Source organism: uncultured Eudoraea sp., assembly GCF_947258525.1.
Taxonomy (GTDB): domain Bacteria; phylum Bacteroidota; class Bacteroidia; order Flavobacteriales; family Flavobacteriaceae; genus Eudoraea.
Map to the genome: position 1 here is coordinate 41,296 of NZ_CAMYIP010000157.1, position 15,423 is coordinate 56,718.

The following is a 15,423-nucleotide window of genomic DNA, read 5'->3' on the forward strand; positions in this document are numbered from 1 at the left end:
AACTTTTAAAAATGCTGGAATAAAAATATGATCATAAAAAGCTTCTCATTTGAGAGGCTTTTTTTTATAATATCATTTCTTCATAAGGAATTACAGTCTTATATCCCTTCTTAAAGAAGTATTCTGGAGTATCCGTATTTCCTATAGCAAGGACAAAATCTCCGCCCCATGCCCCTAAACTTTTTACAGACCCTTCAAAATCCTTAAATAGTTTATCCTTCACAGGGGTTAGTTTAAGGATATCTGCCAAAAGTATTTCATGCTTGTTCATTAATTCTTTGAACCTACTTATTTCAATACAACTAATACATTCCATAGTTAATTCTGAAATGCTCTTAATTAAAGCTTCTTTATCAAATTCCTTTTCCCTGTATCTGGTTATTCCATCTCTGCTGTCTTGCTTTCTGTTGAGATGTACAAAGTATAATGCATCTTTGAATGGAGGGTTAAATTCAATTTCTTTAATAAATGGTTCTCCATCCTTTAGTTGATATAGAATTGGATGATTATGCTGAGCACAGGCAATATCATAACCACTTCCATTAAAAGTTTTTGATAAAAGGGCAAAAGGATCAACTTTGGCCCACTGCGCTACATTATTGATGAGGGTAGAGGAAGATCCAAGACCCCATTCCCTGGGAAAACTCAATGTTGTTTGAACTTCATATCCAATTTCCTCCATCAAAAAATCCGGATTCAACCTTTTGGCCTCAAGCAAAATTCTGACTAGCATTTCCGATACTTTATCTTCAGAGGACCTTAGGTTTTCCAATTCATTTAAAACGTCTACTTCCGAATTCCGAAAAAGATCGAGATGAAGTGAAGTATGAAACCATTTTTCACCTTTCTCGTCCAGACTTGTCCAAAAGAGCAATGGAGAATCCACTTCATTTATAGTTAGGGTTTGTCCGTATTTGGTAGGTAATGCGCAGGATAATGCCCCATCCAGAACTGCGTACTCTCCGGTTAGTAGCAATTTTCCATTGCTGTAGAACCGCCGGGTCATGATTTGTTACGTAAATTTTGAAGCGCCTCAACAACTGCATTATGTGTTGCGGCATTCTTTTTAAAATAGGCGATTAATGTTTTCTTTTCATCATCAGAGGCATTCATTTGATTAAGAATATTGAGTAAATGCATTTTCATATGACCTTCCTGAATACCGGTGGTGACTAATGATCTCACTGCTGCAAAATTCTGCGCTAATCCGGCTACTGCTACAATTTGCATTAATTCGCGGGCTGAGGGCTTTTGCAAAATCTCCAAAGCAAGATTTACTAAGGGATGTAATCTGGTAAGCCCTCCGACGGTTCCCAGGGCCAGAGGTACTTCGATCCAAAATTTAAAGATACCGTCCTCAAGAGAGGCGTGTGTAAGACTTTTATAAGACCCATCTTTTGCCGCATAGGCATGGATACCGGCCTCTACTGCTCTGAAATCGTTCCCAGTGGCCAGTACAACCGCATCAATGCCGTTCATTATTCCCTTATTATGAGTAACCGCTCTGTAAGGTTCTACATTAGCAATTTTAACTGCCCTCACCATTTTTTCAGCAAATTCCTTTGGAGAAACAGACTGCTCTATCTCTAATTCGCTAATCGGGCAACTGACTTCTGCCCGAACAAGGCATTCGGGAACATAGTTTGAAAGAATGCTCATAACCACTTCTATTCCCTTCTCATCTTCGTTAAAAAGCGTACAGGTCTGAGCTTCTCTTTTCAGTGTGGTGGCAAATTGTTCCAGGCAGGAGTTAATAAAATTTGCACCCATAGCATCCAGGGTTTCAAATTTACAATGTAACTGATAATAATTATCAAGTTTATTTGTCCTATCCCTTAGTTCTATTGATGTTATTCCACCTCCGCGTTTTTCCATATTTAGGGTGATGGACTTAGAATCATTAATAAAAATTGGTTTTATTTCATCAATAAATTCTTGCAACTTCTCCGAAGAGCCTTTGAAGATAAAATGTACCTGTCCTATTTTTTGGGTTCCCAGTACTTTAGTCTTAAACCCGCCCTTATCAAGCCAAAATTTTGCAGCTTTACTGGCTGCCGCAACAACAGAACTTTCTTCAATGGCCATTGGAATGGCATATAAACTATCATTAATAAGAAAATTTGGTGCGATCCCAAAAGGCAGGTAATAGTTGCTAATGGTATTCTCAATGAATTCGTCATGGAGTTTTTGCAACTTATTATCGGTATTCCAGTATTTTTTAAGGATTTGTTTGGTGGTATCCGAATTATCAGTGTAATTATCGGCAATCCAATTGATTTTTTCTTCTTTGGAAAGCTTGGAAAAACCCTGGATTGGTGTTGACATAAGCTATTATTCTATAAGGGCAAAGATAGTGATTACACAATTATATCCAGGGGTTTCTTCATAATGGGTATTAGGGTATAAAGTTGCAATATTTTAAGTTTAAAGTTATTTTTTTCGCAAAAATATTAGTAAACTTGGTAGTTTATAATCAATTTTTCAGATTTTATGAATAAATCTTTCGTTCTGAATTTTCTTGTTATTTGTTTTATAAATTTCGCACCTGCGCAACAAAAAAAGATCTCTTTGGAAGAACTTTGGTCGGGGGCCTTTGTAACCGAAAACATGGAAGCCATTTATCCTTTAAAAAATGGGAAACACTACACGGTACTGAATACAGATAAAGTTACAGGAGTTGTCAGCATTGATAAATATGATTATAGTACCCTGGAGAAGTTAGAAACTGTGGTCTCTTCGCAGGAGATACCTTCAAAAGCAGCATTTAGTTCATATTCCTTTAGTACAGACGAGTCCAAAGTATTACTGGCTACAGAAGAGGTGCCAATATACAGGCGTTCCAAAGTGGGGATTTATTATATTTATGACCTTACCACTAAAGATATCATTCAAATTGCAGATACCTGGATTCAGGAACCCACCTTTTCACCGGATGGGGATAAGGTAGTCTTTGCAAACAATAACAATTTATATCTTTTTAATATAGCCGACAGTAACATAGTACAAATAACTTCTGACGGGGAAAAGAATAGTATTATTAATGGTATAGCCGATTGGGTATATGAAGAGGAATTTAGTATTGTCAGGGCATTTGAATGGAACTCGGACGGTACAAAAATTGTGTTTTTGAGGTTTGATGAGACCGATGTTCCAGAATTTGCTATGGATGTTTATGGTACCGATTTATATCCTTTTCAATATATCTTCAAGTACCCTAAAGCCGGTGAAAATAATTCGGTTGTTACCTTGCATTCCTATGATGTTGAATCAAAGAATATTTCAAATATTTCACTCCCGGACTCCTATTATATACCCAGGATAACCCGAATGAACGATTCAAATCATATAAGTGTTCAAACGTTAAACCGGCACCAGAATAATTTGAATTTATACGCTGTAGACCTTCAAAAAAATACAGCATCCCTTTTACTCCGGGAAAAGGACCAGGCATATGTGGATGTTACTGATAACCTCACTTTTCTGCCTGATGACAGCTTTATCTGGACCAGCGAAAAGGATGGATATAACCATATTTACCTGCATTCCAAAAGCGGGGAATTGATGAACCAGATTACCAGTGGCGACTGGGAAGTGACAAATTACTATGGGTATGATCCAAACAAGGACAGAATTTATTACCAATCAACGGAAAATGGATCAATTAACAGAGATGTATATGGTATTGATATTAACGCTAAGAATAAGAAGCGCTTGTCTTCCAACATAGGGACCAATTCTGCCAAGTTTAGTGCAGATTTTACTTATTTCATAAATGAGTTTTCCAACTCCACTACACCTAACCAATTTACACTGCACAAGGCTAAATCGGGGGACAAATTAAAAGATATCCTGGATAACAAGGAGCTTTCGAACAAACTGGCAGGATATGAGATGAGTCCAAAGGAATTTTCTACGATATCGGTCAACGGTAATGAATTGAATATGTGGATGGTAAAGCCGAAAGATTTTGATCCTTCCAAAAAATATCCTTTATTGATGTTTCAGTATAGCGGGCCGGGCTCTCAACAAGTAGCCAATACCTGGATGAGCTCGAGGGATTATTGGCACCAGATTCTGGCTTCGGAAGGATACATTATAGCTTGTGTGGATGGCAGAGGAACCGGCTTTAAAGGTCGTGATTTTAAGAAAGTGACTTACTTGAATTTGGTGAAATACGAAACTGAGGATCAAATTACAGCGGCCAAAAAATTAAGTGAAAATTCATTTATAGACCCTGATAGAACAGGGATTTGGGGCTGGAGTTTTGGCGGTCATATGTCTACAAACTGCTTGCTCAAAGGCAGCGATACCTTTGAAATGGCTATTGCAGTTGCACCAGTTACCAGTTGGCGTTTTTATGATACCATTTATACAGAACGATTTATGAGAACCCCGGCTGAAAATCCCGGAGGTTATAATGAGAATTCACCTTTTAATTACCCCGAGTTATTAAAGGGAGATTATTTGTTGATACATGGTTCCGGTGATGATAATGTACATGTACAGAATAGCATGAGAATGATAGAAGCCCTTGTACAGGCCAATAAGCAATTTGACTGGGCAATTTATCCCGACAAGAACCACGGAATTTATGGGGGTAATACCAGCCTGCATTTATATACTAAAATGACCAATTTCATAAAAAACAATCTATAAGTAACTAAAACAAGCCATGGATAAAACAAAAAAACCAGTTCACCAGAGAGAACTCTTTGGACACCCTGCCGGACTCTATATACTTTTTTTGACTGAAATGTGGGAACGTTTCTCCTATTACGGAATGCGTGGCATCCTGGTGTTATACCTGACTGCACAAACAAGGGGTGACAATCCCGGACTGGGCTGGTTAGACGGAGAAGCATTGTCCTTATACGGATGGTACACCATGTTGGTCTATGTAGCTTCAATTCCGGGAGGTATTATAGCCGATAAGATAATAGGACAAAAAAGAGCGGTTATGATAGGTGGCTTTTTACTGGTTGCCGGTCATGGTATTTTATCTATAGAACTTATGTGGGCCTTTTACTCTGGCTTAGGACTGATCATCGTCGGGGTAGGAATGCTTAAACCCAATATATCTACTGGGTAGCCGACATGTGGGGTTGGCATGCAGGATTTGGACTGGCCGCTATTGGGATGGTCCTGGGGCAGGTAATCTATCTTTCCGGCCAAAAATACCTTGTTACTGTAGGGAATAAACCCAAAGAAAAGGAGATTAATAGTGAGGATGTGTCTATTAAGGATATTTTTATGCAACAATTTAGCACCCGTATACCGCTAACTATTACTTTGTTTTTGGCAGTGGCTTCCAGTGTTGTAGCATGGAATTTTATTGAAGACCAAAGGCTGGCCTACATAATTTTCTTTATTTTCCTGTCCGTTGTAGTGGGTATGATGTTCACCATATACCAGGACCTACATTCTCAAGTTGAAAAGGACCGTTATTTAGTATTACTGCTTTCATTTATTATTGTAATTGTCTTTTGGGGAGCTTTTGAACAGGCAGGTGGCCTGATGAATTTGTACGCTGAGAACAGGACGGACCGCTTCTTATTTGGTTATCAAATTCCTGCAGCGGCTTTCCAGTTTTTCAATCCTTTTTATATAATTGTATTTGCGGTACCTGTAGCTAATTTCTGGATGTGGTGGAAGCACAGAGGAAAAGAAGCCTCTTCCCTTTTTAAAATGGCCAATGGAGTTATAATAATGGGCTTAGGATTCGTTTTTATGGTGTTTGCATCTATGCAATATGAGACCTTAGGTAAATCTGCCCTATATTGGTTAGCGCTGGCCTATCTTTTCCATACAATAGGAGAATTATGTGCGTCTCCGGTTGCACTCTCTTTTATAACAAAACTGGCACCGATTAGATATGGTGCCCTTATGATGGGTGTTTATTTTGCCGCTACAGGATTAGGTAATAAAGTTGCCGGACTCATAGGGGAATCGGCTTCGGAAGCCGGAGAACTTAACATCTTTGCCGGAATAACTATTTTCTGTGTCATTTTTGGTCTTTTGGTTATTGCCCTTTTAAAACCATTAAAACGGCTTACACACAAGGCGGAAGATTTACGTCCGGAGCAAACCAAAGATGAAACTGAAGGCTTTGAGCTAGCCGATGAATAAGAAATGGCCAGCGTTAATACAAGTACCAGATAAAACAAACCAAACTAAAATAAATGAATACTGATATCGAGAATCTGTTTAAGGATAAGGTCTTAGGCCATCCGGCAGGATTAATGGTTTTATTTTTTACGGAAATGTGGGAACGCTTTTCATTTTATGGAATGCGTATTCTTTTAATTCTTTTTCTCACCGCACCATTTGCAAGTGATAATCCGGGATGGGATTGGCCACGTGAGCATGCCCTGGCACTGATAGGAACCTATGCTTCTCTGCTATATTTAACCCCAATTATAGGAGGATATATTGCCGATAAATTTACAGGATATCGCATAGCTGTTGTAATAGGTTGTGCTATTATGACTCTGGGTCATGCTTTTATGGCATTGGAAACTACGACTACTTTTTATCTGGGTCTTGCTTTTTTAGTTATCGGAACCGGTTTTTTTAAACCCAATATTACTTCTATTATTTCCGAAATGTATAAAGGCAAAGAATCCAAAAAAGATGGGGCCTATACTATTTTTTATATGGGTGTAAATGCCGGAGCTTTTTTTGGGATGATGCTATGCGGGTATTTAGCGGAAAATTTTGGCTGGTCCTGGGGCTTTGGGCTGGCAGGTATTTTTATGTTTTTAGGAATGATGCAATTTTTACTGGCTAAAAATCTTTTTGGCGATGTTGGTGGTAAACCAAGTAAAATATACGAAGTAGAATTGCCGCAAAACATTAATGAAGAGTCTCCTAAACCTATCGAAGAGGAAGAGACGACGGAAAAATTAAATCCGTTTTTAACTCTTGACTATATATTAATCGTTCTTTCCGCTGTTGGTGGATTACTTTACCTTTTTAACGACCCAATTGAGAAGATAAGTGGAGAGAATTTATTGCCTTTTGAAGTTTTGGGTTTATCAGGTTCTAATTTTATTGTACTCTTCGCTCTGGTTTTGTTTCTTATACTATTGGTTTCAAGGATTTCGAGGTATATTCCTTTAGTGAGAGACAGGATTATTGCAGTTGTTTTCTTTGGGATTTTTACTGTAATTTTCTTTGCAGCTTTTGAACAGGCACTGGGTTCTATGACCTTGTTCGCAAGGGACTATACCAATAGAAATTTGGTGGGATCAGCAGCCATGATTTTCAAAGTAGTGGATGCCCTGCTTACAACTGTACCCCTCTTGATTATTACCTGGGTTTTATATCTCTTGTTTAAAAAAACGTATTCCAGAATTGCTTTATCAAATATTGTTTTGGCATTGGCATTTGTCGGAATTTGGGGATTGGTTGTTTATAGGTTGTTTGATAAATTTTCACAAGAGGGAAACCAGATCGACGCATCTTGGTTTGGAATTTTAAACTCCTTTTTTATAATTACGTTAGCCCCATTATTTTCAAGGTGGTGGGAGAGTAAATATAATCCTAGTGCTGCCATGAAGTATGGTTTGGGATTAATACTTCTGGGACTTGGATTTGCAATTTTGTCGTATGGTTCTGCCGGCGTTGTACAGGGGTCAAAAACCGCTTCGGTAAGTATGATTTTTCTTATTCTGGCCTATTTGCTTCATACCATGGGAGAATTATGTCTTTCACCCGTTGGACTGTCTTATCTGAGTAAACTGGTCCCGGCCAGAATGATTGGCTTTATGTTTGGCATTTGGTATCTGGCAATAGCTATAGGTCAGAAGACGGCAGGTACTATGGGCGGAATGATAGATAAAATTTCAGAACAATATTCTTTAAGCACATTCTTTCTGATGTTTACCCTGGTGCCCATTGCTTTTGGTGTTATTTCTATAGTTCTAAACCCGGTTTTAAAAAGACTTATGCATGGGGTGCGTTAATTTATTTTATTTCTAAAATAAATGCCCCTTTTTCACCCGTATAGTAAAATGGCAACTTTCTGTCTGAACACGATTTTTGCCATCTTTCGATATCACTCCTATAATTGCTTCCATCGGCAATAATTTTTTTAGGTTTAATAGAGTCCAGGAAGCGGTTAAAATTTACTTTGGGCGAATTACTGAGCAAGACATAATCAGTTTTCGGCAGTTTATGGAAGATCATTTCAGAATTATTCAAGATCAATAAACTGTAGTCTTTAATTCGATAGCTGTTTTTTAAGGTTTTGTACTCTACTTTTTGGATCTTTTCTTGTACCACAAGATTTTTAATCAGGTTTGTCACAGCAGTAGTATCTGAGCAATTTACTTCTGCGGAAATTCCATTCTTATAGAGTAGGGCGGAGGTTCCGGTTTTATGAAAAATGATAATCTTCTGTTCCCTGCTTTTTATTATTGTAGAAGAAATAAGCCACAATTGTATGGCAATAACAGATAAAACTACTGCAAGAACGTTTTGAAATTTCTTCTCTTTGAGACTTTGTACCACTGTAAAAATTAGAATATAGCTAACTACAAGCTGCACAAAATCAAACGGAATATCAATGAAAATAAAGGATTCCTGTTGGGCTACCCATTCAATAAGCTCATTCATCATCCTAATGACTCTATTGTATATTTCAGACAATTTATTTGGCAGCAAATCTGTAAGCATAAGGGCTATTACAAGAAAGCCCATTCCCAGGATTAATCCCAAAAATGGTATAATCATAAGATTAGAGATAAAAAACAAACCCGGGAACTGGTGAAAATAAAAAAGGCTTAGCGGTAGTACACCAATTTGTGCAGCTATGGAAACCGATAATAATTGCCAGCATTTTTTAAGAATAATATTTTCGGGATTCCAGAAGTGCTGCAGCTTGGGGAATAACCAAAAAATGGAAAAAACAGCTGCATAACTCAATTGAAACCCAACTTGAAAAAGTAGCATTGGATCATAAGTCAACAAAATAAAAAACATGGACAATGCCAGGATATTAAATGTGCTCGTGGGACGGTTCAGATACAAAGCGTACGCAACGAAAGAGAACATGCTAACTGCTCTTATCACGGAAGGTGATAGACCGGCTATGAAGGCGTATCCCCATAAAATACCCACAGTAATTATCAAAACAATTGTCTTTCCCCTGGGTAATCGTTCTAAGGGTTTTAGCAGAAATTTACATAACAATAATACTATTCCAATATGCAATCCAGAAACAGCCAGGATATGCACCGCGCCAGCGTTCTTATAATTAGTATATACTTCCTCACTTAATTCATGGCGCTGTCCCAGAAGCAGGGCCTGGATAATTCCAAGTTCATTTTCACCAAAATTGGACTTCCCTAAGCCTGATATAATTTTTTGTCTTAAGGCTGCAGTCAAACCCAATAAAGTTAAAGAAGCATTTTGACTGATAAAATAATCCCGACTGTTTACTTTAACTTGATAGTTAATTCCTAGTTTTTCAAGATAATTATGATAGTTAAATTCATATGGATTTAGAGGTAAACCAATTTCATCAATCGGACTTAGTGTATAGATCTCATCATCTACTTTGAATTTATGCTTTAAAGTGTCTTTTTTAGAAATAAGAAGAATTCTTCCATTTGACGGTATACTGTCAATCTTAATGACTTTAGCAATATAGCGCTGATTATAGCTATTTGATTTTAGGATTTCGTGGATTTTAAGATGTAAATATTGTTCAGCAGGAAGCCTGAAGTTGGCGTAATATTTTGTATTATTTTCAGGTAAACTTAGAGCCACAGCCATCAGCCCTATACAAATTGTACACAATAAAGAAAGAATACCAAAAGGCAGATTATCCAGAATATTTTTACGAGTCCGGGATATACCCAGTAAAAATATGAGCCCACAAGTAAGACTTGTTGCCAACCAAAGGGAAATGGTAAAATTATACCCTATAAGTATTCCGAAAATCAGAAACAAAGTGAGCTTTACCGGAATAAAATCCAATAATTTCATGGAGTTTATTTGGTTGATTGTACCAGCTCTTAAAGTAGCGTTGGCTACTGAATGTTAAGTTCAGTCAGGAAAAATTAATTGAAATGAATAATTAGACAAAACAATCCTTATAAAATAATGTAGTATGCAATCATAGAACTCTGGTGGCCTTTACAAAGGCATAGTTCCAGAATCCTTCCTGTAAAGAAGAAACAATAACTCCTCTAGAAGAGGTAGCATGAATAAATCTTATATCACGCCCATCTACAGCAACTACAAGTCCGACATGATTAATTTTTTTTCCTCTCTTACTGGTTTTAAAGAATAGAAGATCTCCTTTGGATACTTTGTTCAATTTAATTTTCTTACCCTCGTCAGCCATTTGAGAGGATACGCGCGGTAAGGGAATATCATTTTCTCCGAAAGAAACATAGAGAAGGCCCGAACAATCCATACCCTTTTTTGTGGTTCCACCGTACTTATATCTTACACCGGAATAAGCCATGGCAGTATTGATAATTAGATCTGCTTTTTCGAGGACGACAACCTTTACTTCAGGTTCAGGAGTAGTTTCTGCTGCTATTATAGTGTCTTTATCTGCTGCCGCAACAGTAACAGTTCGTTCCTTGCCATAGGTGGTTTTCTTTTTTACAATACCACATCCGGTTAGGAGTATAATGATAAAAAAAACAAAAATCTTTCTGTTCATCCCGGGCTATAAATGATCTTCCAGGAAATAAATTTAAGCATTTTCTATAATAAGTGTAGCAGTTTTATTACTTGCACCTTTACCACCAAGCTTTTTTTCCAACTCTTTATACGCCATTAATTGCAATTCGCGAGCCGGGCCATCCAGAATTTTGGTTAACTCCAGCTTCAGGTTTTTTGCGGTTAAATCTGCCTGAATCAGTTCTTTTACTACTTCCTTATCCATAATCAAATTAACCAGTGAAATGTAATCAAGCGTAATTATTCGTTTCGCAATCTGATAGGAAATCCAGTTGCCTTTGTAGCAGACAACCTGGGGAACTTTAAATAAAGCGGTTTCCAGGGTAGCAGTACCGCTGGTTACCAGAGCCGCGTGTGAATGGCTCAGTAATTCGTAGGATTTGTCAAAAACAAGGCTTACAGCATAGTTTTTTAAGAATTCTGAATAGAAATCAATGTCCAGGCTCGGGGCTCCGGCTATTACAAACTGGTATTCTGAAAATGATTTTGTAATCTTTAACATCAGGCCAAGCATTTGCCTGACCTCCTGTTTTCTGCTACCTGGAAGGAGTGCAATAATTGGTTTATGCGGATCCAGATTATGTTCATTTCTAAATTCCTGTTCACTGCCAATATCAATTTGTCCAATCGCATCAATTAATGGATGCCCCACAAAATTTACAGGGTAATTGTGTTTTTTTTCGTAGAACTCTTTTTCAAATGGCAGAATGACATACATGGCATCAATATCTCTTTTGATATTTTTGATCCTACCTTCCCTAGAAGCCCATATTTGAGGTGAAATGTAGTAGTTAGTGCGGTATTTATTTTCTTTTGCCCAGCGTGCGATTCTCAAATTAAAGCCCGAATAATCAATAAAAATTATGACATCCGGATTATAGGATTCAATATCATCTTTACAGAATTTAATATTTTTAAGGATGGTGTTAAGATTAGTGAGAACCTCTGCAAAACCCATGAAAGCCATCTCCTTATAATGTCTAACAAGTGTACCGCCGGCTTTTTGCATTTGGCCACCACCCCAACAACGAATTTGGGCATTGGTATCTTTAGCAAGAATTGCTTTAATAAGATTTGATCCATGTAAATCCCCGGAAGCTTCACCTGCGATGATATAATACTTCATTTTAGAAAATCTTATAATAGAGAATAACCAAAGCAGTTAGCAGAGTGGCGATCAATACCCCCTTTGCTCTTTGATCCCTTCTAATTTTTAGAAAGCCAAAAAAGGCGATCAGATTTAAAATTGCGCCCAGGGCCAATAAACTGCCAATATGCCCTTGCTGAATTGCTGCATTGAATGTTTCTGTAATCCCAAAATCAGAAAACAAAAGTATGTACAAAAGTGTGCCTGTAATATTGGCAATAATACCTACTGCGAAACCAATTATTATTTCCTTTTTATTATTCATTTAAAGACCAATTGTTTAAATCCTGTATAACATGATGCGCTGTTAAATCAAACTGTGTAGGAACTACAGAAATATAGCCATTACTTAGGGCCCATTCATCCGTGTCTTCACCTTTATCGAGAAGTTCAAATTCACCTGTCAGCCAATAGTAATCTTTACCCATTGGATTAGTTCTTTTATCAAATTTCTCTTTCCAATTGGCTCTAGCCTGGCGGCATATTTTTATTCCTTTTAGACCATCGCTATTTGTTTTTGGGATATTGACATTTAGAACAACACCTTTTGGAATTCCATTGCTTAGGGCTTCTGCAGCAATTTTTTTAACTGCGTTTTCAGCTGTCTTAAAATCAGCTTCCCACGAATAATCACATAATGAAAAGCCTATAGCCGGTATGCCTTCAATTCCTGCTTCTATGGCTGCACTCATTGTTCCTGAGTAGATAACATTTATGGAAGAATTAGAACCGTGATTTATTCCGCTAACGCAGAGATCAGGTTTTCTCCCAAGAATCTCCTGAAGTGCTAATTTTACGCAATCGGCGGGAGTTCCACTGCAGCTGTACTCTTCATTGCCGCCATTTTCAAAATCTATGGTAACTCTCTTGGAGTAAAGAGTATTATCAAGCGTTATAGCATGCCCCATTCCCGATTGCGGGCTATCTGGTGCCACAACAACAACTTCTCCAATTTCCTTCATGTAACGAACCAAAGCTCTTAAACCGGGAGCCGTTATTCCATCATCATTTGTTACCAGAATAAGCGGTTTTTGCATACTATATACTTTATGCGGTAAAAATACGTTTTTAATATGTTATTATGGCGCGCTAATAGAGGCCCTGTTCAAAAACAATAGTTATGGCAAGTTACTGAACATGATTCCTCATTACCGAAAAATCAAACACAACTAGTTGATTATTAAAGCTTGTTGGAAACAATTTCTAATAGTGTTTAACAAAAAATTAATGCTACTAGCTTGCAAAGTGGCATGGTTTTTTCAGTATCTTAGGGAATTCGTTGGCTTGGTCAACTTTTTGTAATTAATTTAAGTTTATAATTAAGTAGGTTAATTATGATCATACCTAAAAAAAAATACATGAAAAGAAACCTCATACTTGGATTTTTGGTGATACTAATTGCAGTTGCTTCTTGCAGTTTTACCAATAAGTCGTTTGAAAATGATGATAAAGACAAATTACTCTTAGATCTTATTACTTATATTTTAGAACGCGGACACTATGAACCTAAGGAAATTAATGATGATTTCTCGGCCAGTGTTTTTGAAGATTTTATCGATGTGATTGATCCCACAAAAAGATATTTTCTGGAGGAAGATATTTTAGAGTTTGAGAAATACAAATTTCAATTAGACGATCAGATAAGAAATACAGATATCTCCTTCTTTAATATCGTTTATTCCAAATTCATGGAGCGCATGGAAAATGCCAAATCGCTTTATGCAGAGGTTTTAAGTGACCCTTTTGACTATTCAATCGAAGAATCAATTAATATAGATTATAAAGACCAATCATTTGCAGGATCCAGAAATGAACTCAAAGAACGATGGAGAAAACAACTCAAATATGCTACGATTGGAACTTTTGACTCCAAGTATAAAGAGCAGGAACAAAATAAGAAAGATGATTCCAATACCGAGAATAAATCGGTTTCGCAAATGGAATTAGAGGCCAGGGAATCTACTAAAAAGACTTTGGATGAGTATTTTGACTTTGTAGACGACCTCAAACGTGAAGACTGGTTTGTATATTATATCAATACAATTGTAGATGAGTTTGACCCTCATACCTATTACTTCGCTCCGGAGGATAAGGATAAATTTGATATCAGTATGTCCGGTAAATTTGAAGGCATTGGAGCAAGATTGCAGAAAAAACCGGAGGGAGCAAAGATTGTTGAGATAATTTCAGGCGGACCTGTTTGGAGAAACCAACAATTGGAAGTAGGCGATGAAATATTAAAAGTTGGCCAAGACGGAGAATTACCGGTAAATATTGTGGGGATGCGTTTGGATGATGCTATTAAACTAATCAAAGGCCCTAAGGGCACGGTTGTTGATTTAACCGTTAGAAAGGTAGATGGCTCCATAGAAGAAATTTCTATCACAAGAGATGTGGTTGAACTTGAAGAGAGTTATGCCAAATCTGCAACGGTTACCAAAGAGAACCAAAAATACGGGATCATTAATCTTCCTAAATTTTATGTGGATTTTAATGATTATGCCGAAAGAAATGCGGCAACCGATGTGGCCAAAGAGGTTGAGCGATTAAAGAAAGAAGGCGCTGAAGGCCTTATTATAGACCTCAGGGATAATGGAGGCGGATCGCTTAAAACCGTGGTGGAAATGGCCGGACTTTTTATAAAAGACGGTCCTGTGGTTCAGGTCAGGTCTTCGGGAAAAGACAAGGACGTATATGAAGACAAGGATGAAAGGATTCAATGGGACGGTCCTCTGGTTATTTTGGTGAATGAGCTTTCTGCTTCGGCTTCCGAAATACTGGCAGCTGCCATGCAAGACTATAAAAGAGCAATAGTGATTGGCAGCAAACAGACTTTCGGCAAAGGAACAGTACAAAATGTAATTCCTTTAGAAAATATCGTTAGAAGTAACGAGCATGGTGACCTTGGAGCTATTAAACTGACAACCCAAAAATTTTATAGGATAAACGGAGGATCAACACAGCTGGAAGGAGTTAAAAGTGATGTTGTTGTACCGGACAGATACAGTTATATAGACTTAGGGGAAAGAGATCAGCGTAATCCGTTAAACTGGGATAAAATATCTCCGGCAGATTATGAGCCCTGGGAAGGTTATATTGATTATGAGGCTACAATAGCGAATAGTGCCAAGCGCATGTCTAAGAATCCTCAGATAGCCTTAATTGAAGAAAACGCCCAATGGTTGAAGGAACAACAGGAAGAAAACGTGGTTTCACTGAATTATGATATCTACAAAAGAGAACAAAAAAAGGATAAAGAAAAATCAACTTATTTTAAGACCATTTCGGACTACGATTCACATTTGACATTTGAATCTCTGAAATACGAAGAAGAACTTTTCACAAAAGATCCCATATTAAGGGAAAAACGTGACCGCTGGCACAATAATCTTGCAAAAGATGTTTATGTAGAAGAGGCAGTAAACGTGCTTCAGGATTTGAAATTAAACAATATTAAAAACGCTAAATTAGCTAGCGTAAAAGGTTAGAATAATACTGTTTACATTATAGAAAAGAGCTCCGGGAATTTACCGGAGCTCTTTTTTTGTTTTAAATTCATCCTTGCGATGATACTTCTA

At 37.4% G+C, this 15,423-nt stretch carries 10 protein-coding genes and 1 pseudogene; 4 read left to right on the plus strand and 7 right to left on the minus strand.

From position 1 onward, the window contains the following. Positions 1-64: 64 nt before the first annotated feature. Together Q0X89_RS11690 and Q0X89_RS11695 are read right to left on the minus strand one after the other, a co-directional pair. Complete coding sequence (locus Q0X89_RS11690) at positions 65-1,006, minus strand: GYDIA family GHMP kinase (protein ID WP_297694341.1); 942 nt, start codon at positions 1,004-1,006, stop codon at positions 65-67. Then, the gene (locus Q0X89_RS11695; RefSeq protein WP_297694343.1) at positions 1,003-2,325 is read right to left on the minus strand and encodes a hydroxymethylglutaryl-CoA reductase, degradative; all 1,323 of its coding nucleotides are present in this window, start codon (positions 2,323-2,325) and stop codon (positions 1,003-1,005) included. Before Q0X89_RS11695 ends, Q0X89_RS11690 begins: the two co-directional genes overlap by 4 nt. A 165-nt stretch (positions 2,326-2,490) precedes the next feature. Between Q0X89_RS11695 and Q0X89_RS11700 the strand changes: the two genes are divergently transcribed. The 3 genes and pseudogenes from Q0X89_RS11700 to Q0X89_RS11710 all read left to right on the plus strand — a co-directional run bounded on the left by Q0X89_RS11700 (position 2,491) and on the right by Q0X89_RS11710 (position 7,964). Beyond that, a complete protein-coding gene (locus Q0X89_RS11700) occupies positions 2,491-4,656 on the plus strand; it encodes a S9 family peptidase (RefSeq protein WP_297694345.1) in 2,166 nt (721 codons plus the stop codon). Between the two features lie 16 nt (positions 4,657-4,672). Beyond that, positions 4,673-6,126, plus strand: a pseudogene (locus Q0X89_RS11705) (peptide MFS transporter). A gap of 53 nt (positions 6,127-6,179) precedes the next feature. Beyond that, positions 6,180-7,964 carry a peptide MFS transporter gene (locus Q0X89_RS11710; protein WP_297694347.1) on the plus strand — a complete coding sequence of 595 codons (1,785 nt, stop codon included), beginning with the start codon at positions 6,180-6,182 and terminating at the stop codon, positions 7,962-7,964. Position 7,965: 1 nt separating this feature from the next. Here Q0X89_RS11710 and Q0X89_RS11715 read toward each other — a convergent pair whose 3' ends face one another. The 5 genes from Q0X89_RS11715 to surE all read right to left on the minus strand — a co-directional run bounded on the left by Q0X89_RS11715 (position 7,966) and on the right by surE (position 12,882). Beyond that, positions 7,966-9,990, minus strand: coding sequence for a ComEC/Rec2 family competence protein (locus Q0X89_RS11715; RefSeq protein WP_297694349.1), 2,025 nt, complete (start codon positions 9,988-9,990; stop codon positions 7,966-7,968). A gap of 130 nt (positions 9,991-10,120) precedes the next feature. Then, positions 10,121-10,678 carry an NlpC/P60 family protein gene (locus tag Q0X89_RS11720; protein ID WP_297694353.1) on the minus strand — a complete coding sequence of 186 codons (558 nt, stop codon included), beginning with the start codon at positions 10,676-10,678 and terminating at the stop codon, positions 10,121-10,123. 33 nt (positions 10,679-10,711) lie between these two features. Next, on the minus strand, positions 10,712-11,824 hold the full coding sequence (lpxB, locus tag Q0X89_RS11725; RefSeq protein WP_297694355.1) for a lipid-A-disaccharide synthase: 1,113 nt from the start codon (positions 11,822-11,824) through the stop codon (positions 10,712-10,714). A 1-nt stretch (position 11,825) separates the two neighbouring features. Beyond that, the gene (locus Q0X89_RS11730) at positions 11,826-12,110 is read right to left on the minus strand and encodes a hypothetical protein (protein ID WP_297694357.1); all 285 of its coding nucleotides are present in this window, start codon (positions 12,108-12,110) and stop codon (positions 11,826-11,828) included. Then, positions 12,103-12,882, minus strand: coding sequence for a 5'/3'-nucleotidase SurE (gene surE, locus Q0X89_RS11735; RefSeq protein WP_297694360.1), 780 nt, complete (start codon positions 12,880-12,882; stop codon positions 12,103-12,105). Before surE ends, Q0X89_RS11730 begins: the two co-directional genes overlap by 8 nt. A 321-nt stretch (positions 12,883-13,203) precedes the next feature. On the opposite strand from surE, the gene Q0X89_RS11740 reads away from it, so the two are divergent. Then, the gene (locus Q0X89_RS11740) at positions 13,204-15,333 is read left to right on the plus strand and encodes a carboxy terminal-processing peptidase (RefSeq protein ID WP_297694362.1); all 2,130 of its coding nucleotides are present in this window, start codon (positions 13,204-13,206) and stop codon (positions 15,331-15,333) included. Positions 15,334-15,423 lie beyond the last annotated feature (90 nt).